At 43.6% G+C, this 25948-nt stretch carries 20 protein-coding genes and 1 riboswitch; of the genes, 8 read left to right on the top strand and 12 right to left on the bottom strand.

Translation table 11 applies throughout. From position 1 onward, the window contains the following. Positions 1-39: 39 nt before the first annotated feature. Positions 40-139, top strand: a riboswitch (purine riboswitch). Positions 140-214: 75 nt separating this feature from the next. Then, a complete protein-coding gene (locus B5D54_RS06085) occupies positions 215-1219 on the top strand; it encodes an adenosine deaminase (RefSeq protein ID WP_078925639.1) in 1005 nt (334 codons plus the stop codon). Positions 1220-1273: 54 nt separating this feature from the next. On the opposite strand, the gene B5D54_RS06080 is transcribed toward B5D54_RS06085, so the two are convergent. Continuing rightward, positions 1274-2458 carry an NnrS family protein gene (locus B5D54_RS06080; RefSeq protein ID WP_078925638.1) on the bottom strand — a complete coding sequence of 395 codons (1185 nt, stop codon included), beginning with the start codon at positions 2456-2458 and terminating at the stop codon, positions 1274-1276. 168 nt (positions 2459-2626) lie between these two features. Further along, positions 2627-3715 (bottom strand): GNAT family N-acetyltransferase/peptidase C39 family protein, encoded by a 1089-nt coding sequence (locus B5D54_RS06075; RefSeq protein ID WP_078925637.1) that lies wholly within the window; start codon positions 3713-3715, stop codon positions 2627-2629. Positions 3716-3796: 81 nt separating this feature from the next. On the opposite strand from B5D54_RS06075, the gene B5D54_RS06070 reads away from it, so the two are divergent. The 5 genes from B5D54_RS06070 (at position 3797) to B5D54_RS06050 (ending at position 10618) form a co-directional block, all read left to right on the top strand. Further along, a complete protein-coding gene (locus B5D54_RS06070) occupies positions 3797-5248 on the top strand; it encodes a RimK family ATP-grasp domain-containing protein (protein ID WP_078925636.1) in 1452 nt (483 codons plus the stop codon). A gap of 71 nt (positions 5249-5319) precedes the next feature. Then, positions 5320-6258 (top strand): zinc transporter ZntB, encoded by a 939-nt coding sequence (locus B5D54_RS06065; RefSeq protein WP_078925635.1) that lies wholly within the window; start codon positions 5320-5322, stop codon positions 6256-6258. Positions 6259-6370: 112 nt separating this feature from the next. Then, on the top strand, positions 6371-7516 hold the full coding sequence (chrA, locus tag B5D54_RS06060; protein ID WP_078925634.1) for a chromate efflux transporter: 1146 nt from the start codon (positions 6371-6373) through the stop codon (positions 7514-7516). A gap of 125 nt (positions 7517-7641) precedes the next feature. After that, a complete protein-coding gene (locus B5D54_RS06055) occupies positions 7642-8790 on the top strand; it encodes an HD domain-containing phosphohydrolase (RefSeq protein ID WP_078925633.1) in 1149 nt (382 codons plus the stop codon). A 142-nt stretch (positions 8791-8932) separates the two neighbouring features. Beyond that, positions 8933-10618 carry an AMP-binding protein gene (locus B5D54_RS06050; RefSeq protein WP_078925632.1) on the top strand — a complete coding sequence of 562 codons (1686 nt, stop codon included), beginning with the start codon at positions 8933-8935 and terminating at the stop codon, positions 10616-10618. 144 nt (positions 10619-10762) lie between these two features. Here B5D54_RS06050 and fusA read toward each other — a convergent pair whose 3' ends face one another. Next, positions 10763-12850 carry an elongation factor G gene (gene fusA, locus B5D54_RS06045; RefSeq protein ID WP_078925631.1) on the bottom strand — a complete coding sequence of 696 codons (2088 nt, stop codon included), beginning with the start codon at positions 12848-12850 and terminating at the stop codon, positions 10763-10765. 219 nt (positions 12851-13069) lie between these two features. Further along, positions 13070-14449, bottom strand: coding sequence for a DNA repair protein RadA (gene radA / locus B5D54_RS06040; RefSeq protein WP_078925630.1), 1380 nt, complete (start codon positions 14447-14449; stop codon positions 13070-13072). A 179-nt stretch (positions 14450-14628) separates the two neighbouring features. Between radA and B5D54_RS06035 the strand changes: the two genes are divergently transcribed. Next, entirely contained in the window at positions 14629-16974 is a 2346-nt protein-coding gene (locus B5D54_RS06035; RefSeq protein ID WP_078925629.1) for a PilZ domain-containing protein, read from the top strand. Between the two features lie 65 nt (positions 16975-17039). On the opposite strand, the gene serB is transcribed toward B5D54_RS06035, so the two are convergent. After that, complete coding sequence (gene serB, locus B5D54_RS06030) at positions 17040-18020, bottom strand: phosphoserine phosphatase (RefSeq protein ID WP_078925628.1); 981 nt, start codon at positions 18018-18020, stop codon at positions 17040-17042. A gap of 100 nt (positions 18021-18120) precedes the next feature. Between serB and B5D54_RS06025 the strand changes: the two genes are divergently transcribed. Then, positions 18121-18732 carry a YtjB family periplasmic protein gene (locus B5D54_RS06025; protein ID WP_078925627.1) on the top strand — a complete coding sequence of 204 codons (612 nt, stop codon included), beginning with the start codon at positions 18121-18123 and terminating at the stop codon, positions 18730-18732. Positions 18733-18775: 43 nt separating this feature from the next. Here the strand turns inward: B5D54_RS06025 and deoD are convergent, their stop codons facing one another. From deoD to B5D54_RS17210, 7 genes are all read right to left on the bottom strand, one after another. Then, positions 18776-19501 carry a purine-nucleoside phosphorylase gene (gene deoD, locus B5D54_RS06020; RefSeq protein ID WP_078925626.1) on the bottom strand — a complete coding sequence of 242 codons (726 nt, stop codon included), beginning with the start codon at positions 19499-19501 and terminating at the stop codon, positions 18776-18778. Between the two features lie 142 nt (positions 19502-19643). Then, positions 19644-20864: a phosphopentomutase gene (locus B5D54_RS06015; RefSeq protein ID WP_078925625.1), complete on the bottom strand. Its 1221-nt coding sequence runs from the start codon at positions 20862-20864 to the stop codon at positions 19644-19646. 20 nt (positions 20865-20884) lie between these two features. After that, complete coding sequence (gene deoA, locus B5D54_RS06010) at positions 20885-22228, bottom strand: thymidine phosphorylase (protein WP_078925624.1); 1344 nt, start codon at positions 22226-22228, stop codon at positions 20885-20887. A gap of 94 nt (positions 22229-22322) precedes the next feature. Next, positions 22323-23102, bottom strand: coding sequence for a deoxyribose-phosphate aldolase (gene deoC, locus B5D54_RS06005; RefSeq protein WP_078925623.1), 780 nt, complete (start codon positions 23100-23102; stop codon positions 22323-22325). Positions 23103-23529: 427 nt separating this feature from the next. Then, positions 23530-24774 carry a NupC/NupG family nucleoside CNT transporter gene (locus B5D54_RS06000; protein ID WP_078925622.1) on the bottom strand — a complete coding sequence of 415 codons (1245 nt, stop codon included), beginning with the start codon at positions 24772-24774 and terminating at the stop codon, positions 23530-23532. Between the two features lie 242 nt (positions 24775-25016). Then, positions 25017-25835 (bottom strand): TatD family hydrolase, encoded by an 819-nt coding sequence (locus B5D54_RS05995; protein ID WP_242004474.1) that lies wholly within the window; start codon positions 25833-25835, stop codon positions 25017-25019. Continuing rightward, complete coding sequence (locus B5D54_RS17210) at positions 25804-25947, bottom strand: DUF5363 family protein (protein WP_497012651.1); 144 nt, start codon at positions 25945-25947, stop codon at positions 25804-25806. Before B5D54_RS17210 ends, B5D54_RS05995 begins: the two co-directional genes overlap by 32 nt. Between the last annotated feature and the right edge of the window lies 1 nt (position 25948).

Below are 25948 nucleotides of genomic sequence, written 5' to 3'. Positions count from 1 at the left end.
TCGTTATTATGCGAGGCCATTTTCTGCTTTTGAATCTGAGCAGATAATGACTATTGGCTTCGTATAACCTCACTGATAGGGTGTGAGGGTCTCTACCAGAATCCGTAAAATTCTGATTACGAAGAGTAAAGTGATTGATCGCTTTTCTCTTTGTATGACCGTCATACCTCAGATGAATAGCGCTTAATCGCAACTTTTTGATTAAGAGTGAACCATGAAACCATTTATTCAGCAACTGCCTAAAGTCGAACTCCATCTGCATATCGAAGGCTCATTGGAGCCAGAATTGATGTTTGAACTGGCGCAACGTAACCAAATCGAAATACCTTTCCGATCCCCTCAGCAAGTGCGTGAGGCTTATCAGTTTTCAAACTTACAAGACTTTTTAGATATCTACTATCAAGGGGCGAATGTCTTAATCCACGAGCAAGATTTTTTTGACTTAACGTGGGCTTATCTATTGCGTTGCCAGCAAGACAATGTCATCCACACTGAAATTTTCTTCGATCCTCAAACGCATACCGCCCGAGGTATTGCCTTTGATACCATCATCAATGGCATCAGCCGAGCATTGGAACAAGCCAAACATCAGTTAGGCATTTCCAGCCAACTGATCCTGTGCTTTTTACGCCATCTCAGCGAAGAAGAGGCACTGCTAACTCTAGAACAAGCTTTACCATATCGAGATAAAATTATTGGTGTCGGGCTAGACTCGTCCGAGCAAGGTAACCCACCCGAAAAATTCATGCGCGTGTTTGCCAAAGCTCGTGAGGCGGGGTTTCTCACCGTAGCCCACGCAGGCGAAGAAGGGCCAGCACAAAATATTCGCCATGCGATGGCGTTATTACAGGTTCAACGAGTTGATCACGGAGTGCGCTGCGTCGAAGATGCCACATTAGTAGAACAATTAATTGAGACGCGAATGCCGCTGACCGTTTGTCCATTGTCCAATCTAAAACTCAACGTTTTTCAAGAAATGGCACAACATAATGTGGTGACGTTATTACGCCAAGGGCTCTGCGTGACCATTAATTCAGATGATCCCGCCTACTTTGGTGGCTACATGACAGATAACTTCCTTGCGGTAGCGGATGCCCACCCTATGACTCAAGCAGAATTAGCACAATTTACCCTCAACGCCATAGAAGCCAGCTTTATCAGTGATGAAGAAAAACAGCGTCTAACACAACAAGTGACAGACTTTATGGCTCAATATTAATGGGCTCGTGATTGAGAGATCTCCCCCATTCTGTGGGGGAGATTGTCTTTTCGATTATCCCGGATGACCATCGACGCGAGGCGTAAGTAACATCCCTGCGAATTTAATCACAAACAGAGCAAAAGCCCCCATCCATAAACCAGCGCTGATATTCATCCAGAGCATCATTTGTGCTGGCCAAATGGCAACCCCCAACGCACGTATCCCCGCCGACAACAACAGTGCAATAAAGGCCAATGACATACTAGGCCCTTGGTAAATGGCTCTCCCTGTATGTCCCATGGTGACCCGTGCAATCATCGTTAAAATTAATCCCGCTAGAGCCCCTATCGCAAATAAATGAATAAGGTTATGAGTAATAAATGCGTTATCCAATAAGCCGCGTAGAAGTAAACTTAAAGGAATACAGAAATAGAACAGATGCAACGACCAAACTAAAGGTTCTTGGTAAGTTCGCCATGGTTTCCAACGTAAACTACGTATCAACTGAGCCAAGCCGACAAACACCATAATCGGCTGCCCAAGCTGAGCCATACTCAGTGGAAAAAAACTGAGAATAAACAGTGCTAATAACGGTGCATTCGCCAAAAGATCCAGACATTGATTGGCTTCTGGTTTCGCAAATTGAAAACGACGAGCAGTAAAGAAAGGGATCACTCGCCCTCCCATGACGGAAAGCAAGAGCGTAAACCACCATAACATCGCCTGCCATACCGCAGAAGAAGAAAAAGGAGGCATTCCTTTAATCGTTGCATAGCTGGCAAAATTGGCAGCAATTGCCAGTAAAAAGAGAGGGATAAAGAAAAAATTACGCCATCCCTTCGCTTTTACCACTCGAAGCCCTATTTCATAGGCTGTTAAGGCAAGAAATATCGCCTCAATACTTGATATCAACCATAAAGGAGCAGGAGTCCAAAAGAGAATACGAACGGCGAGCCATAACGCCACCAGCAGAGCTAATCGATATCGCTTTGTTCCGGGAATCCCCGTCCAGTTTTGTACCGCAGTCAATAAAAAGCCCACAACAATGGCCATCCCAAAGCCAAAGAGCATTTCATGCACATGCCACCACAGAGCAGGAACCGCTAACCCTTCCGGCTGCCCCATTTGAAACATCCATACCCATACACCAATAGCAACGATGGCGTATAAGCTTCCTAGTAAAAAGAAAGGGCGAAACCCTAACCTAAGAACGGCAGGAATCTTTTCTTCGATACGTTTATCGACAATATTTAACACAGTGGCTCCTCATGACTCATTCACCGACACTCACAGGTGTCACACTACGCATAAATCACGCCAGCATTAAATACGATTAAAAACATAAGATTAAAATTATTCAATTTCAATAAAGAGTCAAAATGACTAATTAAAAATGTCGTTTTGACTCAATAATATTAAATAAACTCAAACACGACTAATCACCACGCAGGCGATTTGCTTTTGTTTACCAAAACCAATGATCTGCGATAGTGCTTTTTTCCCCACCGGAACATAAGCCGATGCCATGGCATGTTGCTCAGACTCAGCATGTGGATCGTGGAAGAAGAAAAATTTTTCACTCATACCGCTAAGAACAATCCAGTGCGGCTCTTTCTTCCCATCAAAACGATAAGTACTGATCAGCAATAACACACAAGCACCTTGATTTACCCAAGCTTCAAGTTGAAGCTGACTCGGTGGTGCATCAATGATATCAACCGCTTGCTCATTCAATTGCTGGCAAAAATCTTGGTGAACTAACTCAATCACCGTTTTTTTATTCGCATCACGAACACTGTCAATAAAGGGGATTCCTTGCGACTGATTCCATAATTCAACATGAAAGCCACGCTTAGCCGCCGCCAGAGCCAATCCTTGCCCACTGCATCCCCCATGCCCAGCTGCCATAAAAATGGTCGTGGCTTCACGCCACAATTGCAGCTCTTGAGTCCGGCTCGGCTCAAAGCGAGTATCCAAACAAGAAAAACTCATCAATAAGCAAGCCGCTCCGCAAGTAAAGGGCGTGGTTTGTACATAAAGCGGCATGGGCAATAACACTTTCGGCCCATGTGGAGTCAAACGTTTTTGCATTCGACGACCATCACATAAATCATCGTAATAATGGATCAAACACTTCAAGGTTCGATAGCCCATCCTTTCATACAATTTTATTGCTGCTATATTGTCTTCACGGACTTCTAGCCGTAATGTAGTAAAACCTTGATCAAGAGCGGCACGCTCGCATTGCTCAACCAATGTTTGAGCAATCCTCCGGCCTCTGAAATCAGGTTTAACGGCAATCGAATACAACCTTGAGAGCTGTGTACCTTGATGAAATAGTAGCAAAGCATAACCAGCCAGCTCGTCACCGGAGTCGGCAACAAAAATCACCGAATGGCTGGAATGTAAAAAACGCTTCATTTGACGCGGAGAGATTTTGTCTCCATCAAACAGCTGTTGTTCTAACGCATTAAGCGCAGCGAGATCAGCACTTTTCGCAAGACGAAAGTCCATACGACGTCCTTACTGGATGAAAAAGTGGTTGGTAAGATTGTGTTTCAATCATAGACCTATTGATTTAGGAAGAATATAGCGATGGCAAACCTTTTAATCGTGACAGATCAAGCCAGTGATTGGCAGCAATATTTCCCTTCAGAGCAAGTCATCAGTGTTGACCAATATCTAGATGCAGAATGGAAATCGACCCAGCGCAGCGTACAAGTGGTTAATCTCTGTCGTGATTATGATTATATGAGTACAGGTTATTACTGTTCTCTATTAGCTGAAGCTCGAGGGCATCGAGTGATCCCAAGAGTGATGGCAATTAATGATATCAACCAGCCTTTCTTGCTTTCATCAGGGTTGGTTAAACTCAATAAACTGTGTAAGAACATTGATGCGATTCACTGTAAAATCTATTTTGGGCGAACGCCTGAAGTAGGGTTGGAAAAACTGGCTCAGCGTTTATTTGAGCAATTTATGGTGCCCGTCATTGAACTGGAAATGAATAAAATTCACGACCAGTGGCAAATCCATAAGATTGCCCCTTTTCCTTTTCAAGACTTGCAAGATAGCGAACAGGATTTCTTCATTGAATCGCTGGAATTGTTCTCAAGCAAAATTTGGCGCAAGCCCAAACAAGAAAAAAAATACCGTTACGATATCGCCGTACTGGTCGATGACGAAGAGAAGATGCCGCCTTCTGATCCTTCCGCATTAAAGCGTTTTCGCCGAGCTGCCAACCGATTAGGCATGAACTTAGAACTCATCTCTCCGGATGATCTCTCACGCCTTGGTGAGTTTGACGGCTTGTTTATTCGCGCGACGACGAATATCAGCAATTACACCTATCGCTTTGCCAAAACAGCAGAAAAAATGGGGCTTATCGTGATGGATGATTCAGAGTCCATCATGAAATGCACCAACAAGGTTTTTTTAACCGAACTCTTGCAACGCAATAAAGTACCCGCGCCGAAAAGTGTCATTGTGCAAGGTTTTGATGAAAACTGGAAAAGCTACCTAATGGGGCAACTGGAGTTCCCCATGGTATTAAAAATTCCCGATGGAGCCTTCTCTCGGGGCGTCGTCAAAGTGCGCAATGAGCAAGAGTTGGAAAAAGAAGCGACCGTATTATTTAACAAGAGTGCGTTAATTTTAGCACAAGCCTTCATGCCCACCGATTTTGACTGGCGAATTGGTGTCATGAACCGTCAAGCCATCTATGCCTGTAAATACATGATGAGCCGTGGTCACTGGCAGATTTATCAACACCATAGCAGTGGTCGCGTCTCTTCCGGTGGCTTTGAAACGTTGGATTTAAAACAAGTGCCCAAATCGGTCGTGGATGTAGCGGTAAAGGCGGCGAACTTGATCGGCAGTGGCTTATATGGTGTGGATCTTAAAGAAATTGATGGACAAGTGTATGTCATTGAAGTCAACGACAACCCAAGTATCGATCACCACGTGGAAGATGCCTTTCTTGGTGACTTGCTGTATGACCGAATCATGACCGAATTTTTGCGTCGTATTCAGATGCGTGGCTTTTAAAACCGAGTTTGACTCCTACCCAAGTACTCCTTTATAAAAGTACTTGGGTTTCTTTTATCACAAGGGATTATATGGATTATCTTATTGATCACTGGGAATTTTCCGATCAACCCATTTCACACGCACTCGAAACCACCCAAAGAATTGAAGCACACCACTGGTATCATTGCCAACGAGACAAAACTGGCCTGCGAGAGTGGTTAATAGACAATACCATTCCATCTTCTATTGTCGATAGTTTACTAGCAGAAGACACTCGCCCATTATTTGAGCAATATGATGAACAAAATTTTCTGCTTATTTTGCGAGGAGTCAACCTTAATGAACATGCAGATCCTTCTGATATGCTCAGTGTTCGGATTCTCTATTATCAAGGAGCGTTAATCACCAGCAGAAAGATCCCATCAAAAACTATTACGGCAATACGAGACTTATTAACTCAAGACCAAGGCCCCAAAACTCTCTCGGATGTCGTCCTTTCTATTATTGATGGGCTCAATAAAAATATTGATGATTACCTGGATTCAGTAGAAGAGAAGATCACCTTATTTGATGATGAAACGGAACTCAGTGATCCCCTTATTCAAACTCATAAAGCTTTACTCAAAATCAAACGCTTTATCAAACCACAACAATACGCGATCGATGATTATCAATCCTCGGTTAATTTACTCGCGACAAGTAAACAACTGCGTTTACGCCACAGTGTCAATACCATTATTCGCATTAACGAAACGCTAGACTTTTTCTTAAGTGAGCTAGAAATCATTAAAGGAGAACTTCGCCAATATCACGCAGAAAAAATGAACCAAAATACCTATCTTTTTTCTGTCATTGCCGCCATTTTTTTACCAACCAGCTTTTTAACTGGCTTACTGGGCGTCAATGTTGGGGGGATTCCAGGAACTGAATCACCCATCGCTTTTGCTTTATTTTGCGCCAGCTTAGTGGCTATTTTTGCATTAGAATTTTGGATTTTACATCGATTACGCTTTCTGACTAATCAGTAACCGAGCACTGTGTTTTATGTCTATTTGGCGTTATGGAAGCCTTATCCAGCACCTTTTCCCGCCAAATGAGCCAAGCCACGCAGAGATTCTCCCAACACGAAAGGAATGACAGATGTGGGAAATATTTAAGACCTTTTTTATCTTAGGTTGGATTAGTTTTGGCGGCCCCGCTGCTCATATTGGCTATTTTCGCCAAACCTTTGTGGCTCAGCGCCACTGGTTAACCGATGAACAGTACGCTCAACTGGTCGCTCTAAGTCAATTTTTACCCGGCCCTGGATCCAGCCAAGTGGGTTTTGCCATTGGTTATCAGCGTGGTGGATTAACCGGAGCCTGTCTCGCTTTTCTTGGCTTTACGCTTCCCTCCATTCTCTTAATGGTATTATTAGGAACACTTAGCCACCAACTTCTTGGCCAACCCTTTTTTGAACACCTGATCCATGGCTTAAAACTACTCGCCGTATTAGTGGTAGCCGATGCCACTTGGGGAATGTATCAAACCTTTTGCCGAAACAAAGTCAGCCACACCCTTTGCTTATTTAGCGCAACCATCTTATTGCTTTTACCCGGCATGTTATCTCAGATTGGTGTTTTGATATTTGCCGCCATCATTGGTATGTATTGGTTAAAAAAAACGAGGGCCTCTTCCACAGAGATACCACTTCGCCCTGATTGGTGGCCTCTCCTACTCTTTATCGCACTTTTAGTTAGCCTACCTTGGTTAGCGGATGAACGCCCCGCTCTCATGTTATTTGAAACATTTTTCCACACAGGAAGTTTAGTTTTTGGTGGGGGGCATGTGGTGATGCCTTTATTACAAAGCCAACTAGCCGAACAACTCACTACCGATACCTTTTTAACTGGCTATGCGGCAGCTCAAGCCGTCCCCGGCCCTATGTTTACCCTTGCCACCTATTTAGGAATTCACCTTCTCCCAAGTACCCCGATTTTAGGGGCGATTTTGGCAACCACTGCCATTTTTTTACCCGGATTTTTACTCCTGCTGAGCATTTTAAGAAATTGGCAAATCTTAGCCAATATCCCAACCATATCAGGCGCACTCAATGGAGTGAATGCTGCTGTTGTCGGATTATTACTTGCCGCACTCTACCACCCCGTATTTACTAGCTCCGTTTTTACACCGTTAGATGTCGCTTTATTAGTCATTGGGGTTGGATTATTAAAGGTAATGCAGTGGCCAATTATTAGCGTAGTTCTATTCTATCTTCTCTGTGGATTAGGATTCGCATTCCTGTAGTAAAAAAGGCTATTTTATGCGTGATAACTCAGCTCATTTCCTCTTTGTCACCTAAACTAAAGAACGGAGGGCGATTGAGTCACATGAGATAAAAAGCATTAAGACGAAGGAAGAGGGAGGAGCACATGGATAAGAATCAAGAAGAGTACGGCTTATCTTCTATTGCTGGAACGTTAAACACTCAATTATCTCAAATTCATCAGCGAATTCTTGCCCATGATACCACGATAGACCGCCTCTCGTTTGCCTTATACGATCCGAAAAGCGATCAACTGAAAACGTATGCAGACAGTACAGTTCATGGCTTTGAGTTATCACATTACGCCTGTTCACTCGCTGAGTTACCCTCCCTTAAACCGTGCATCGAATCGGGAGAAGCTCGTTATATTGGCGATATCCCCAATGAATTAAGTTCAGACACCCCGCATACTCGCTGGCTAATAGCACAAGGCTTTCACTCCTCTTTAGCTTTGCCGGTCTATCACGCACAAACCTTTATCGGCTTTCTCTTCCTTAATTCTTGTCAAAAACAAGCTTTTACTCCTAAAAATTATTCCAAACTTAAACCTTTCATCGACCTCATTCGTTTTGTGGTAAGTTCAGAATATGATTTATTCCACTCCCTTCTCAATGCGGCAACGAATTTCAATGAAAAATCAACCGAGCATTGGGAGGAGTCAAAAGAACATAAGGAACGGATCAGCCGTTTTGCTCGAGTGATCGCCTTAGAAGTGGCGGCTATTTATCAATTAGATGATGAATTAATTGAGCAAATTAGCCAATTTTCTAGATGTCATGATATCGGAAAACTCTCCATTCCCTGCCACGTTCTGAATAAACCAAGCTCATTCGCTGATGAAGAAAAGGAACTTTTGAATCAGCATGTAGAGAAAGGTATAGAGATCATTAATCATATTATTGATGAGATAGGTTCCCCAAAAAATCCCAGTGTTTCCGTTCTTAAAGAGATAGTGGCTTACCACCATGAGTTTCTTGATGGCAGTGGTTACCCGTATGGATTAACAGAAGAATCTATCCCTGTTTCCGCTCGTATTATTACCGTTGCCAATATTTTCGATGCTTTGACCAATCATCGACCTTATAAACAAGCATGGTCTATTCCTTTTGCGTTATTAGAATTAGAGAAAATGGTGGTGGCCGGTAAACTCGATAGACATTGTGTTAATGCCTTGCGCTATCATCAAGATTATCTAAAACGTGTCATTGAAACGTACCCAGAAACTGATCCCCAAGATAGAATCCCTCATTCATAACTGGTAACGTTTTTTTCTTTAAATCATAAAAAATAACAAATAAATGTGAGTTAACAACCCTAACACTCTCAATCTCCTGTGCTACATTTATAGTTAATTAACATAAATATAACAAACCACAACTCAAGCATGGAGTTCGAGAATGAATCAGCCAAACAAGTTAAGCCAAACGACTTGTGCTCTCCCGCCACCTAATGAAATGATTTTAACTTGGGCACAATCACGTCCTAATGATGTCTATTTGAAACAGATTATTAATCGTCAATTTGTAGAATACACATTTTCGCAAGTCGCCGATCACGCCTTAAGGCTCGTCTCAGCACTCCGAGACTTAGGGGCTGAGCCTGGAGATAAAATTGCCCTAATCTCTAAAAACTGTGCCGAATGGTTTATTTGTGACCTAGCAATGATGCTTGGTGACTACGTTAGCGTACCCATATTCCCAACAGCAGGGGCAGAAACGATTGAATACTGTGCCAGCCACAGTGAAAGTAAGGTATTGATTGTCGGTAAACTTGATGACTCAAAAGCGACATGCCAAGTACTAGAGAAAATGCCTGAGCTCATCACTATCGGGTTATCTTACCCATCAACCCCCAAATGCCAGCATCGATATCAAGCGTTAATTGAGCAATATCCCCCAAGTGAAGAGCGGCCACAACATTACGATGAAAAGCTCATGTCTTTGGTGTATACCTCTGGTACCTCGGGCTTACCCAAAGGAGCCATGCTCACTTATGGTGCTTTTTCTTGGTCAGTACAACAATTAATCAACCAGATTGGTATTGAAAAAGAAGATAGGCTGTTTTCCTATCTGCCTCTTGCTCATATTACTGAACGAGTTTATGTCTTCGGTACTTCTATTCAAGGTGGTGTGGTAACGGCTTTTCCTGAATCACTAGATACCTTCATAGAAGATGTGAAAATGCACAGACCAACCCTCTTTATCTCTGTCCCACGCCTCTGGACTCTCTTTCAACAACGGATTCAAGACAAACTCCCGCAGAAAAAACTCAATATTTTGTTAAAAATCCCACTCGTCAATCGCCTGATTAAACGAAAATTAGCCGATGGGCTTGGTTTAAATAAGGCGCGAGTCTTAGGTTGTGGTTCAGCCCCCGTCTCTCCTGCGTTACTTGAGTGGTACCATAGTGTCGGGCTCAATATTACCGAAGCTTGGGGGATGACTGAATCTTTTGCTTACAGTACCCTCAATTATCCCTTTAGAGCCGACAAAATAGGAACCGTCGGCCATGCTGGGCCCGGTGTTCGTTTAAAAATTACCGATGAAGGGGAGATATTGGTACACAGTAAAGGCGTTTTTTCTGGTTACTACAAAAATGAAACGGCTTCTAAAGAAGCCTTTGACCATGAAGGTTGGTTACATACTGGCGATAGAGGTAACATCGATGCAGACGGTTACCTAACCATCCAAGGGCGAATTAAAGATACGTTTAAAACGGCAAAAGGAAAATTTGTCTCTCCTGTTCCCATTGAAAATAAACTCTTTGAATACAGCCGAGTTGAAATGCTCTGCCTGATAGGATTAGGGTTACCCGCCCCGATTCTACTGGTTGTTCCACATCAATTTCCGCATTTTGATAAAACACGTTATGAGAGAACAACAAAAAGAGTCATCGATAAAATGAATGCTCAACTTGAGTCTCATGAACAGATTAAAGGGGTATTGATGATTAAAGATCCGTGGAGTATTGATAATGGTATTCTGACGCCAACCCTAAAAATCAAACGGCATGTATTAGAGCAAAAATATCATGAGGTAGGGCAAAACTGGCCCAAAGATCAATTGATCGTCTGGGAAGAATAACGTCCAAACGAGAGACGAATAATCTTATTGTTGGCTCGATAATAAAGCAGGAATCTAGGTTTAGCATCGAATAACAAAATCAGCTCCATAAAAAAGCCCCATCAGCTTTACTGATGGGGCTTTTTAAGCATCTAAATTAAAGAATTACTTCTTCTCTTTTTTCGATTTCACGTCAGCAATAACGGCTTCAGCAACGTTAGCTGGACATGCTGAATAGTGTGAGAACTCCATAGAGAACTGACCACGACCAGATGTCATTGTACGCAGTGTACCGATATAACCAAACATTTCAGATAGTGGAACGTCAGCTTTAACACGAACCCCCGTCACACCCGCTTCTTGGTCTTTGATCATACCGCGACGACGGTTCAAGTCACCAATGACATCACCCACGTGATCGTCAGGAGTGAACACGTCAACTTTCATGATAGGCTCAAGAAGTTGTGGGCCCGCTTTAGGCATAGATTGACGGAATGCACCTTTCGCTGCGATTTCAAATGCGATTGCAGATGAGTCCACTGCGTGGAAGCCACCGTCAAATAGTTCAACTTCAACGTCTAAGGTTGGGAAGCCCGCAAGAACACCCTCTTGCATCATGCCTGCAAAACCTTTTTCGATTGCCGGCCAGAATTCCTTAGGAACGTTACCACCGACTACGGTTGATACAAACTTGAAACCAGAGTTTGGCTCGCCTGGTTTGATACGGTAATCAATCTTACCAAATTGACCAGAACCACCAGATTGTTTCTTGTGAGTGTAGCTGTCTTCAACAGCTTTCGTGATCGTTTCACGGTAAGCAACTTGAGGAGCACCCACTTCGAGTTCAACACCATAAGTACGTTTTAAGATATCAACTTTGATATCTAGGTGAAGTTCACCCATACCTTTTAGGATGGTTTCGCCTGAATCTTCATCAGTTTCCACTTGGAATGATGGATCTTCTGCAACCATTTTACCGATCGCAATACCCATTTTCTCTGAACCATTTTTATCTTTAGGCTTAACCGCGATAGAGATAACTGGATCTGGGAAGATCATTGGCTCTAGAGTACATTCATGTTTTGGATCACAAAGAGTGTGACCAGTTTGAACGTTCTTCATACCCACAACAGCGATGATGTCACCGGCTTGAGCTGAATCAATTTCGTTACGTTGATCGGCATGCATCTCAACCATACGGCCGATACGCTCAGTTTTACCTGTTGCACTGTTAAGAATGGTGTCACCTTTCTTCATTCGGCCTGAGTATAGACGAATAAAGGTCAAGGCACCGAAACGGTCATCCATGATCTTAAATGCAAGTGCACGTAGAGGTTCATCCGCAGATACTGTCGCAACTTCACCCGTTGGCTCACCCGTTTCAGGGTTCGTTAGCGGTTGTGCATCCACTTCTGTTGGAGAAGGTAGGTAATCCACTACCGCATCCAAAATAAGCTGCATACCTTTGTTACGGTAAGCTGAACCACAGTAAGTTGGGAAGAATGCAAGATCACGAGTACCTTTACGGATACAACGTTTGATGTCTTCAAGAGAAGGCTCTTCACCTTCCATATAAGCCATCATGAGTTCGTCATCTTGTTCAACAGCCGCTTCAATCAACATTTCACGGTATTCCGCTGCTTTTTCTACCATATCAGCAGGAATATCAGTAATTTCATAATTTTCTGGCAGACCAGATTCGTCCCAGATGTACGCTTTTTGACTTAATACATCTACAACGCCTTTGAAATCATCTTCAATACCGATTGGCAGAGTCATCACAAGCGGTGTTGCACCAAGTACATTCTTCACTTGCTCTACAACACGGTAGAAGTCTGCACCCATACGATCCAGTTTGTTTACGAAGATAATACGTGATACGTGTGAATCATCAGCATAACGCCAGTTGGTTTCTGACTGAGGTTCAACACCACCAGAACCACAGAATACACCGATACCACCGTCAAGAACTTTCAGAGAACGATAAACTTCAATAGTGAAATCTACGTGTCCAGGAGTATCGATGATGTTTAGGCGGTGATCTTTCCAGAAACAAGTAGTCGCAGCCGACTGGATAGTAATACCACGTTCAGCTTCCTGTTCCATAAAGTCAGTGGTGGTCGTACCGTCGTGACTGTCACCCATTTTATGGATTTTACCAGTTAGCTTTAGGATACGCTCAGTAGAGGTAGTTTTACCCGCATCTACGTGAGCAAAAATACCAATGTTTCTGTATTTTGATAAGTCGGTCATTGTCTTACTCTGTTAATAAGGTATAAAGTGCGCGCAGAGTATATCACAATCTGTCAAGACTGATAGCCCTGCTTACGCTTGCTGAAAAAAATAGTTAAGATTGTCTATTGCTGATGAAATATAGGTGATAGCGGTAAAAGACGCGAGTAAAGATAAATAAAATTGACTTCACCATCACACGCTACCATTGGGAAAATCTGACTTCTTGATATCACTACTTTAAAGCTCATCAAAAGCCGTGATCGCCTCCGATAACTTTCTCACTCCATGTATCTGCATACCCGAAATCCCATTTTTAGGCATGTTAGCAATCGGTACAATCGCTTTAGTAAAGCCGTGTTTAAAAGCTTCGTTGAGCCGCTCTTGCCCACTAGGGACAGGGCGAATTTCTCCGGCTAAACCCACTTCGCCAAACACCACGACGTCTTTAGGTAATGGTTTATCTCGGAAGCTAGAAAGCAATGCCATCAATAAAGCAAGATCGGCACTGGTTTCGGTCACTTTCACTCCCCCAACGACATTAACAAACACATCTTGATCGGCCATTTGTAATCCACCGTGTTTGTGCAATACCGCCAGTAATAGGGACAATCGGTTTTGCTCTAAACCCACCGCAACCCGTCTTGGATTGGCTAGCTGTGAGTAGTCCACCAATGCTTGAATTTCAACCAATAGTGGGCGAGTTCCTTCCCAAACCACCATGACGGAACTTCCTGAAGTGGGCTCCTCTCCACGAGATAAGAAAATAGCAGAAGGGTTACTCACTTCTCGCAAACCTTGCCCAGTCATGGCAAAAACACCTAGCTCATTAACTGCGCCAAAACGATTTTTATGACTTCGTAATGTTCGAAAACGATTATCGGCACCGCCATCGAGAAGTACGGAGCAATCGATAATATGCTCAAGCACTTTTGGACCCGCTAAGGTGCCATCTTTGGTGACATGGCCAACAATAAACACCGCGACATTATTTTGTTTCGCATAGCGTGTCAAGGTTGTTGCTGATTCTCGAACCTGAGCCACACTCCCCGGAGATGATTGAACATCGGCCACATGCATCACTTGGATTGAATCAATCACCATAATACGAGGCTGCTCTTTTTCTGCAATCTGACAAATACGATCAACATTGGTTTCAGAGAGCATTTTTAAATGCTCTTTGGGGAGCCCTAGCCGTGAAGCCCGCATCGCTACCTGCTGTAATGACTCTTCTCCTGTCACGTATAACGTTGGCATCTGAGCAGAAAGTAGACACATGGTTTGTAGTAGCAATGTTGACTTACCCGCTCCTGGGTTTCCGCCGATTAAAATCGCCGCCCCAGGGACAACGCCTCCACCTAAAACTCGATCAAACTCTTTAAACCCACTACTAAAACGAGGCACCTCTTGCAGGTTGATTTCTGAAAGTGTCTGAACTTGAGTTTCTGTTGCGCTTCCCGCATACCCCATAAGACGCTCATGACGAGCACCTTGAGGAGAGGCGGCTAAACGCACTTCAGAAATCGTATTCCAAGCGCCACAGGCATTACACTGCCCCTGCCAACGCGGAAAATCGGCACCACACTCGTTGCATACGTAAGCTCGTTTCGCTTTTGCCATGAATCCTCAAAACTTGTCTGAACTGTGAACCAAAAGGTTTAAGAAAAGGTTAAATCACTGCACTATAATACTGATATCGAATTTATCTTACTAATATAAATTACTAAAGATTAAAGAAATCATGCCGATACTACAGCTAGGGACTTACTCAAATCGAGATACACTTTAATAGATAAAGTATGCAGCAATCTGACATTCTCTCTTTCGCTGAACAGCTCATTCCGGTGTATCACTCACCGGATTTCGAGTATCTGCTATCTCAAATAACAGATGCTCAGCCTCCATCTATCAAACTCTTGGTTAAGATGGAACTGAATCGTGTCATGGCTCCATGTTCTAAAATCATCGATTTACGAGGCCGCGTACAGGGGGAATGCCGAGAATACGATTTAGATGGCCGTAAACATTGGCTTGACGACGTGGCTTTCAATGCTTATCACAAAGGCACCAAAAAATTTGGCGGCTACACAGAAGGCGTTTGGGAAAGTCTCTATAATACTCATAATAATTTTCGAGTGATGAAACAGCGAGGTGAGCTGTCGAGCGCCAAACCCCCACCATCTACTCATCGTGCTTTTCAAGTTGAAGCGATTAATCTCGGTTACGATCTTAAGCGCCAAGAAAATCGTTTAAAATTGGCCACACAAGTAAAAATCACACTCAATGATCAACTCTTACATGGTATTAGTGTTGATCTCTCCGCTTCTGGTGGCAAATTTAAAGTTCCAGCCGCATTTAGCTATAAGCTGGGACAAGTCATCCGAGTCCAATTTAGTGAACTAGAAAAAACCTTAACCATTCCGGGTATAAGCGAAGCCGTTGAGTATCGAATTCTTGCCATTGATGATTCTTATGATAATGATGCGGTCAAATTTCTTCGCACCTTAAAACTGACAGAAACCCCATTAATTGAAAACATTATCACTACGGTTTTAGCCAGTAATAGCCAAAAAGCGCGTCATGATAATCAAGATAAAATCATTCGTGCTCGAACCCGGGGATATGAACACACTTATCTCAAACACACCTGTAACCTACCTCTATTCTTTAGTGGTAACGACCTGAAATTGGTACTGCTGACGGAACATAATCAGTCTATATGGCAATACTGGCATGATGAACGCAACCAACAGATGCTCGGCAGTGTTTTCAATCGATCTCGAATGACCTTGCTCACTCAGCCAGGCATTGCTGACAGTGGTAATGTACTTTATTCGTTTAAACATGATCACCAAGATAAAACTCTATTTTTTTCGATGATGATGCCGGAAGCACAGCCTGATCATAGAAAATTATTTTGGCATATCGGTGCACGAAAAAAGAGCTGGAAAGTGTTTCAGCTATCAATGTTTGAACTTTCGGATAAAGAACGTCAGGAACTGGCTTTACACGCCAAAGAGCTGGCTGATCATTCAAGCCAACTCACTCATTGTGGAATATTGCAAGAAATTGCGGATGTTGAGTCATCAAAAGATTATTTGCTCGTTGAAAAACCAACGCTTTCTTCTCAGGAATTGAATGTATTTTGCCACTCTCGGCAAGTGATAGGGCAACCCATGGGGATCTATTTCGATGCACGTTCACGGCGCAAAGAACCCAGATACCGCTTTCGTACTCCTCTGCAATTAAAAAAACAAGAACAGGTGCTTTCAGAAGGGTTCACCGTTGATCTTTCTAAACGAGGGCTCAGCATTATTCTAGACAAGCCCGTCGCTCTGAAGGCGGGAGAGATGGTTCAAGTTAATTACCATGAACTCAAATTGTATGACAAAAAACTGCCGTTAGATGCACTGCCTTATCAAGTTATTCGCATAGGCCCAGAAGGCAGACGTTTACAACTCATGATTGAAGAAAATTCAGTCACAATGAAAAGTATCGCTTTTTTTAATAGCATCATTGAACACAATCAAGACAAGTTACTACCACAAAAAGAACGTCTTCCTAGCCCCGCTTTATTGGAAGGGTTACATAATATCTTGCTCGATAAAATGGTCAGCACCCCTATTTTTGTCGAAAAAGTAGGGGCAAATTTACGCCCCAGTGTGATTGGCGTTAATTATCCGCTACCCGCTTACCTTGTTTTACTCGCCAAATTAGGAGAAGAACACCATTTTTCTCTTGAACCGATTTTTAAAGGTCATACAAATACACTCCTCGCCTCACCGATGCGTCGAATCGATAAAGCAGAACCACATTACAATGAGGTATACATCGCCGTCGTTAAATTTGCTGATCGTATTCAATCGATAGAATCACGTCTTCTTACTGAATTTAAATCCATAAAAGAGCGCATCGAATTTGTTCGGAAGGGAAAACAAATGGGAGAACTTTATGTTCTCCGGATTTGTAGCGCCCCGGTGTTTGATCCGCTGACCACCTTATTGCAGGTCGATCTCAATGAGTTGGCATTGATTAATTTAAATCAAGCCAAAAATTTAGAAAAAGAGATTAGCTCAATTGCTGGTTATGGTGAACTCGCGGATATAACGGAAGAGGTGTTAACCCGTTTAGAAATCACCGAATAACCCTTGCTCTTTCGGTAACGAGGGTAAGAGTACCCTCGTTCTATTGGGAAGATTTGAAGAACCGATTATGGCTTTGTTTGCCAACTGAGTTTTTGCTGTTTCACTAAGCCTGCGGATAAAATACAAAGCACACCACCTAGGTTTGCAGTGCGTATCGCCGTCTGAGCTTGCGCCTCAACTTTTGGTTTAGCGTGGTAAGCAATACCTAACCCAGCCGTTCCCATCATAACCAGATCATTCGCACCATCGCCCACCGCGACGGTATTATGCAATTCAATCGAAAACTGTTGAGCTAACGTCACTAAAATATCAGCTTTTGTTTGAGCCCCAACAATTTGCCCCAACACTTTTCCCGTCAGTTTCCCATCAATAATTTCTAACTGATTTGACTGTGCATAATCAAACCCGAGTTGCTGTTGAAGGTGATCGGAAAAATAGGTAAAACCGCCCGAAGCTATCGCCGTTTTCCAGCCTAACTGCTGTAATGTATGAATCAGTTCGGGCAATTCAGGCATGAGCGGTAACTGTTCCCGCACCGAAGCCAAAATGGTCGCATCAGCACCACGAAGCTTCCCAACCCGTTGACGCAGGCTTTGTTCGAAATCCAACTCTCCTTGCATGGCTCGCTCAGTCACTTCCGCAACCTCATCCCCCACGCCCGCAAGTTTGGCAATTTCATCGATACATTCAATTTGAATGGCGGTAGAGTCCATATCAAATACGATTAAGCCCGGTTTAGAAAGATCCGGCACTTCATCAATTCGTGCATAATCAAGATCTAAATTTTGCAAGATGGTTTCATGCTCACGAGAAAGTTCTCCCGCCATTAAGGCAACGTCATAAGGCCCAACTTTCCAAGTTTCAACAATCGCATTGTATTGCCCTGTGAAAAAATCGATATCTTCAAATTGCTTCGGCGTTAAATATTCGGCAAACACGATCCAGTTTGCTTTAGTTTTATCTAATTGAGTTGAAAAACGAGTTTCAGGAAGACGATTAAGTAGAGTGGTGTGTTTTCTAATTAGCAGCGTTTTTACAGCGTCCATGTCCAAGTTCCTTTATTATGATTACAAGACGTTACCCTATTGCAATTTGAAAACGCAAGTCTCAATATGAAGTCGGTGTAATTTTTCAGGTTAATTGTCTATGGATGGCTCACTTTTTTCCTTTCGTGTCGTGTTACGTGGCCTAACTATGGTGTTATTAGTAGTGATGTTTTTCATCACCATTCAAAACAGTGTGGTGATCAGCAAAGGTAACGAACGAATTCAGGCCAAACAATTAGAGACCCTCACTAAGGTTTTGATCAACCAAGCCTCCCTGTCTGCCAGTACGATGCTGGCAGAACAAGATCAAGAACGCTTGCTCGCACTGACGAATCAATTAGCTCAGGAGCGTTTAGTCTTTGATGCGACGATTTATGATGCTGAAGGGGTAAAACTGGCTGCCAGCGATTCAGCGCTCAGTGTACGCGAAGTTTTGGGATTAGATACTCCACTACAAACAGCGAGTATTGGTCGTCAACAATTGGTTGAGCCAGTATTACACGATGGGAACATTATTGGTTTTGTTCGCCTCACCTTTGAAACGGGTAAAGTGACAGCAATTTCCGATCATCACTACCGAAAAAGTGATCGTTACATGTATCTGATGCTTTTAATGAGTTTTATCAGTGGAGTATTGATAACTTTATTACTTCGCCGCCAATTTAAAACCACACTCCCAAGAGAAAATTGGTTGCTAAAAAATGTGCACTAAAAAGCCCCAGCACTGGCTGAGGCTTTCTCTTTTTAAACAAACATTAGAAGTTGGGTTGATCACTAATAAGAATGGAATCAAGCGCAATTTCTATCATCTCATTAAAGGTGTTCTGGCGTTCTTCTGAGGTGGTTTGTTCACCCGTCTTAATATGGTCTGACACTGTACAGATAGCCAATGCTTTAGCACCGTATTCCGCAGCAACCCCATAAATACCAGCGGCTTCCATCTCAACCCCAACAATGCCATATTTATCCATCACATCAAACATGTCTGGATCAGGAGTATAGAAAAGTTCAGCTGAAAATAAGTTACCGACTTTCACATCAATGCCGCGTGCTTTCGCTGCTTCTTCTGCGGCTTTCACCATTTTGTAATCCGCAATAGCGGCAAAATCGTGATCCTTGAAGCGTATACGATTCACTTTGGAATCAGTACACGCGCCCATACCAATAACAACATCACGGACTTTAATCTCTTCATTCACTGCGCCACAACTACCGACACGGATAATTTTTTTCACCCCAAAGTCTTTAATCAACTCTGTCACATAGATAGAGCAAGATGGGATTCCCATACCATGCCCCATGACAGAGACTTTCCGACCTTTATAGGTTCCTGTATAACCAAACATATTACGGACATCACAGACTTGTACGACATCGTCAAGAAAAGTTTCAGCGATAAATTTTGCCCGTAGTGGATCACCAGGCATAAGTACAACGTCTGCGAAATCACCCAACTGAGCATTGATATGTGGAGTTGCCATGTTTGTATTTCCTATATTGCGTTTATCTCACCATCATTAGCTAAGACTCAGCTAAAAAGATGCGATAAAGGTTTTTAGAGTAACCCAACCCAATCGGTTGGGTTATCCTTTGGTTCATCTTAATTTTATGACGAATGGGCGGCTATAAAAAGTTTTGCCCATAATCCATCGCCGATAGGCCAAAGTAATGTGCAATACTTTGCCCAATATCCGCAAAGGACTTCCGAAGCCCTAACGAACCCGGAATCACATTTGGACCAAAAACAAGCACAGGAATGTATTCACGAGTATGGTCTGTGCCCGGCCAAGTAGGATCACAACCGTGATCAGCCGTGAGTATTAACACATCATTATCTTGCATATGGGCAAGAATTTCTGGTAAGCGTCGATCAAAATATTCCAGTGCGGCAGCATAACCTGCGACATCACGACGATGTCCATAGGCAGAATCAAAATCAACAAAGTTAGTAAAAACGAGGGTGTTATCACCCGCTTGCTGAATTTGCTCAACGGTAGCATCAAACAGGGCAGGAATTCCCGTGGCTTTCACTTTTTTGGTAATACCACAGTGCGCATAAATATCGGCAATTTTACCAATCGAAATCACCTGCCCTTGTTTTTCTTCCACCAATTTCTGTAATACGGTCGCAGAAGGCGGCTCAACAGAGAGATCTCGACGATTCCCTGTTCGTTCAAATTGCCCTTTTCCTGCGCCAATAAACGGGCGAGCAATCACTCGGCCAATATTGTAATCAGCCAGCTCTTCACGAGCTATCTGGCACAGATCCAATAAACGTTCTAAACCAAACGTCTCTTCATGACAGGCAATCTGGAATACGGAATCCGCCGATGTATAAAAAATCGGTTTTCCCGTTTTCATATGCTCTTCACCCAGATCATCCAACACCTGTGTCCCCGAAGCATGGCAATTACCTAGAAAACCATCCAGACCAGCACGCTCCAGAATGCGATCGGTTAAGGCTTTAGGAAAGCTATTTTGTTTATCGCTAAAGTAACCCCACTCAAATAAAACGGGTACACCAGCAATTTCCCAGTGCCCCGATGGGGTATCTTTACCGGAAGAAAGCTCTGCGGCATGCCCATAGGCACCGATAATATCAGCGTGTTGATCCAATCCCGGTGCAAACTGGCCGGTGGCTTCTTTATGCGCCATTGCCAGCCCTAATTTAGAGAGATTGGGTAGCGTTAACGGCCCTTGACGCTCAGCATTATCAGCGTTCCCCAACTGGCATTGCTCGGCGATATGACCTAACGTATCCGCGCCAATGTCACCAAATTTTTCAGCATCGGGCGCAGCACCAATCCCAAACGAATCTAAAACTAAAATAAAGGTTCTTTTCATCACTCTTTCCTTACCCAAACTTACACATCTTCAGAACGGATCTGGCGGTAAACTTCTGGCGTTGCTTGATAATCGCCACCGATGGTGATCGCTTCTTGTACCGCGTGAGCCGCTCTTTCCCATTGCTCTTCATTGCGGGCATGAATCATGGCTAAAGGGGTTTTAGTATCAACACGCTCACCTAGGCGAATAAACTGATCAAAACCAACCGCATAATCAATGAGATCATTAGCCACACGGCGTCCTCCACCCATCTCAACCACAGCCATACCAATCGCACGAGTATCCATGGCTGAAACAAGGCCACTTTGCTTGGCGTAAACAGGGCGAATAATGTCAGCCTGTTCAAGGTAGCGATCGTAATGTTCGACAAAGTCAGTAGGGCCACCAAGACCTGCCACCATCTTTCCAAAACGATCCGCAGCTTGCCCATTATCCAGTACAGCTTGTAGCTTAGTGCGAGCTTGAGTTGTATTCTCAGCCAATTTTGCTAAAACCAACATCTCCGCACACGAAGCCATTGTGACTTCGAATAAGCGAGGATTACGATACTCTCCCGTTAAGAAGCGCACAGCTTCACGAACTTCAACCGCATTCCCCGCCGAAGAAGCCAGAACTTGATTCATATCAGTCAAAATAGCCGTCGTTTTCGTACCCGCCCCATTCGCTACAGCAACAATGGATTTAGCGAGTTCTTCAGAGGCTTGGTAGGTTGGCATGAATGCTCCGCTTCCCACTTTGACATCCATAACTAATGAATCCAGCCCTGCGGCAAGTTTCTTCGATAAAATAGAAGCGGTGATCAAGGAAATATTATCAACCGTCGCAGTCACATCCCGAGTGGCATAAATGCGTTTATCTGCTGGGGCCAAATTGCCAGTTTGACCAATAATGGCGACACCCGCTTGCTTGGTTACCTGACCAAATAACGCATTACTCGGCATAATGTTATAGCCAGGGATAGATTCCAACTTATCCAGCGTTCCACCGGTGTGTCCCAACCCTCGTCCGGAAATCATTGGTACATAACCCCCACAGGCTGCAACCATAGGGCCAAGCATCAGTGAAGTCACATCACCGACCCCACCCGTCGAATGTTTATCAACGACGGGCCCATTGAATGCCATCGGTGTCCAATCGATCACCATTCCAGAATCTCGCATGGCACATGTTAAGGCAATGCGTTCAGACATCGTCATTTCTCGAAAAAAAATAGCCATCGCAAACGCGGCAATTTGCCCTTCTGAAACCGTATTGTTAGCGACCCCCTGAATAAAAAAGTTGATCTCTTCTCGGCTTAACGTTTCGCCATCGCGCTTTCTACGAATGATTTCTTGCGGTAAAAATGCATTAGATGAAGACATAGGTCCCTCCCAAGCTCTCAATAAGAGCCATGGTCTAAATCGTATATAGAGAATTTAGGTGGCGCTGAACGCCACCTATAGACAAGTCTGAGACTTAGTAAGCCGTTGGATCTGCTTTTTGGTCTGAAACTTCCAATGTATTGAGTAGGTTGGTGAGTAGGCTAGATGCCCCAAAGCGATAATGGCGGCTATCGACCCAATGATCCCCTAAGAGTTCATCGGCCATCGCTAAATACAGTGCCGCTTCTTCCGCTGTTCGAACGCCACCGGCAGGTTTAAATCCGACCGTCTCGGATACACCCATATCACGAATTACCTCAAGCATCATTCGTGCATATTCAGGTGTTGCATTAACCGGTACTTTTCCTGTTGAGGTTTTAATAAAATCAGCACCCGCTTCAATACTGATTTGCGAAGCTTTTTTAATAAGGGCTTCTTCTTTTAGCTCCCCAGTTTCAATAATAACTTTTAACAGTGCTTGTTCGCCACAGGCTTCCTTACACGCTTTGACTAAATCAAAACCGACTTGCTCATTACCAGCAATCAGAGCTCGATAAGGGAAAACGACATCTACTTCATCAGCACCATAGGCAACCGCCGCTTTGGTTTCCGCAACAGCAATCTCAATATCATCATTACCATGAGGGAAGTTCGTTACCGTAGCAATACGGATTTCTGGGGTTCCTTGCTCACGAAGGGTCTTCTTAGCAATAGGAATAAAGCGAGGGTAAATACAAATCGCTGCCGTATTACCAACCGAGCTTTTCGCATCATGACAAAGTTGAATGACCTTTGCATCCGTGTCGTCATCATTTAATGTCGTTAAATCCATTAATTTCAGTGCACGTAGGGCTGCCGCTTTTAAATCGCTCATTTCTATCTCCGATCAATATATTCAATGAGTTCACTACTTAGTTTTCCGACTAAATAGCCACAAAATGAACGGACTTGGTTCCTTGAAGACTCGGTGTATGACACCAATTGCTATCCTTGTCACCGCACAGTACCAATTAGATATGGCACAACAATCAACGATTGCGGTGTCTCTCTAGGGCAAATCATTTACCCCTTGCTTAATGCAACAATTCTCATCAAGCATCGACATCAGTGTCGCTTCATTTTCTACATGCTATAGCGGTTACTCATAAAACTATAGCACCATAGAGAGAGCAAACGGTTTGTATCTCAAAATAACCGTGCCCTATCATGTTTCCATGAGCCTAAAAAACAACGATTCCCCCGTAACAAGACGTTGCTACGGGGGAATCGGATTTGGCGTCTATAAACTCAGTTCCTAACAATTAGAAAGAGAGGAAGAAGCCTGCGATGGTCGCCGCCATCAAGTTGGACAGAGTACCAGCGATAACCGCTTTAATCCCCATTCGTGCGATATCACCACGGCGTGAAGGCGCTAAGCTACCCAAGCCTCCCAACAAAATAGCGATAGAGGATAAGTTTGCAAAGCCACACAATGCGAAAGAAATGATGGCTTTGGTTTTCTCCGTCAATACTGCCGGCGCAGCATCACCTAAATAGGGAGCAAACTGTGAGTAAGCCACAAATTCGTTAGCAACGGTTTTTAGCCCGATAAACTCACCCGCCACTTGGGCTTCAGCCCATGGCACACCAAGTAGGAAGGCAAGAGGGGCAAAGATAAGGCCAAGAATCATCTCCAGTGTCAGCTCAGGCATACCAAACCAACCACCAATTCCACCAAGCATACCATTGATAAGTGCAATTAGGCCGATAAAGGCAATCAACATAGCACCAACGTTAAGCGCTAATTGTAAACCTGCCGAAGCACCACCCGCTGCCGCGTCAATGACGTTCGCTGGCTTTTCATTCTCTGCCGCTTCAATCCCTTCGATCTGATCAACGGGCTTGTCGGTTTCTGGCATGATAATTTTTGCAAACAGCAGGCCACCCGGTGCCGCCATGAACGATGCGGCAACCAAGTACTCAATTTTAACGCCCATTGAGGCATAACCAGCCAGTACACCACCAGCGATAGAAGCTAAACCACCACACATAACCGCAAATAACTCTGATTGAGTCATTTTGGGTACAAATGGGCGTACCACTAAAGGAGCTTCTGTTTGCCCAACGAAAATATTCGCGGCCGCTGACATAGATTCCGCACGAGAAGTGCCTAAGGCTTTTTGAAGGCCACCACCTAAAATACGGATGACCCACTGCATCACACCGATGTAATACAGAACAGAGATAAGCGCTGAGAAGAAAATAAGTGTTGGAAGGACTTTAAAGGCAAAAATAAAGCCGAGACCTTCAACGGAAAAGTTCACTAAGTTGCCAAATAAAAATCCAGTACCATCGTTACCATAGTTAATCACGTTTGATACTGCGTCAGAGAAGCCACGTAGTAGCTCTTGACCCCAAGGAACATAAAGAATAAATGCTCCCAATGAAAATTGGATAGCAAAAGCACCACCCACGGTTCTGAGATTGATAGCTTTACGGTTTGATGACAGTAGTACTGCGATAGCAAGTAGTACAGCCATACCGATTAGGCTCATAAACAGGCTCATAGTTTATGACTTCCTTATAAGTTAAATGTTGGCGTGTTACAAAATGGAGCTCAAAAGCGAAGCGATTATACTCAACCCCTAAAAGATAAAGTACTGTCTTCTTCACACTTTATTATAAGAACAACAATACATTCACATATTTATGTGATGAATATCACTAAATTTATCTTTAACAGGAATAAAAGCTACATTTTCTTCCGCTTTCTTTCACAAAGAATAGCTAACAAAGAAGTCAGGTAAAGCTAAAAGGGCAAATTAAATAATCGATGGCTATTTTCCCAAATCATATGAGCGACATCATTGGGAGCTTGCTGTTTAAGACTGGCAAGTTCATCCAGTATCAAAGGTAACTGGCTTGGGGTATTGGTTTGCCCTTGAAATCCACACAGTGGCATATCAGGAGAGTCGGTTTCCAACACGAGATGCTCAAGCGGTAGGGCCGCTACTGCTCGCCGCGTTTTATTGGCTCTCGGATAAGTAATGACGCCGCCAACGCCAAGCATAAATCCTAACGCAATAAACTGTTTCGCCTCTTGTTCACTACCACTGAAAGCGTGAATAACGCCACCTTGAGTAAAACGTGACTGTTTGATGATCTGCAATAAACGGTTGTGCGTTTTTCGGCTATGCAGTACCACGGGAAGTCGAGCACTTTGTGCGATAGCTAACTGCCCTTTCAAAATGGTTTCTTGATGCTGAGCAGAATCACTGATCGTCGCATCTAATCCACACTCTCCAACCGCTATGCAAGCCTTACCAGACTGAGATAAATAAGCTTCTAACAGAGAAAACAGTGAGTGAGGTGCCTGCGAAGGTAAAAAATGAGGATGGATACCTAACGCATAATAAAAGCTATTTACATGCTGTTGAGCTAATCGTTCAACCGTAGCCCAATTTTGTGGGCCCACACTGGGAATGAGAAAACGCTCAACCCCTCGCTTTTGAGCTAACCCCAGTTCACTTTCTAATGTGATCGGAAATGGGGAAAGATCAAGATGGCAGTGTGTATCAAACAGCCGATAAGCAGGTTTACTGAGTCCGAGATGAGACGTCATCATCATGAGAAGGATCTTGTCGGTAAGGGACACAACTGCGTTTTTGTTCAGGAGTCAACCCCAACTGCTGGCACCACGCATCATAACGAGCAATCACATGTAATATCCACGACCACATC

This window comes from Vibrio cincinnatiensis DSM 19608 (assembly GCF_900167345.1).
Classification (GTDB): Bacteria; Pseudomonadota; Gammaproteobacteria; order Enterobacterales; family Vibrionaceae; genus Vibrio; species Vibrio cincinnatiensis.
The sequence above is the reverse complement of the archived record's forward strand: the minus strand, read 5'-3'. Positions and strand labels throughout refer to the sequence as shown.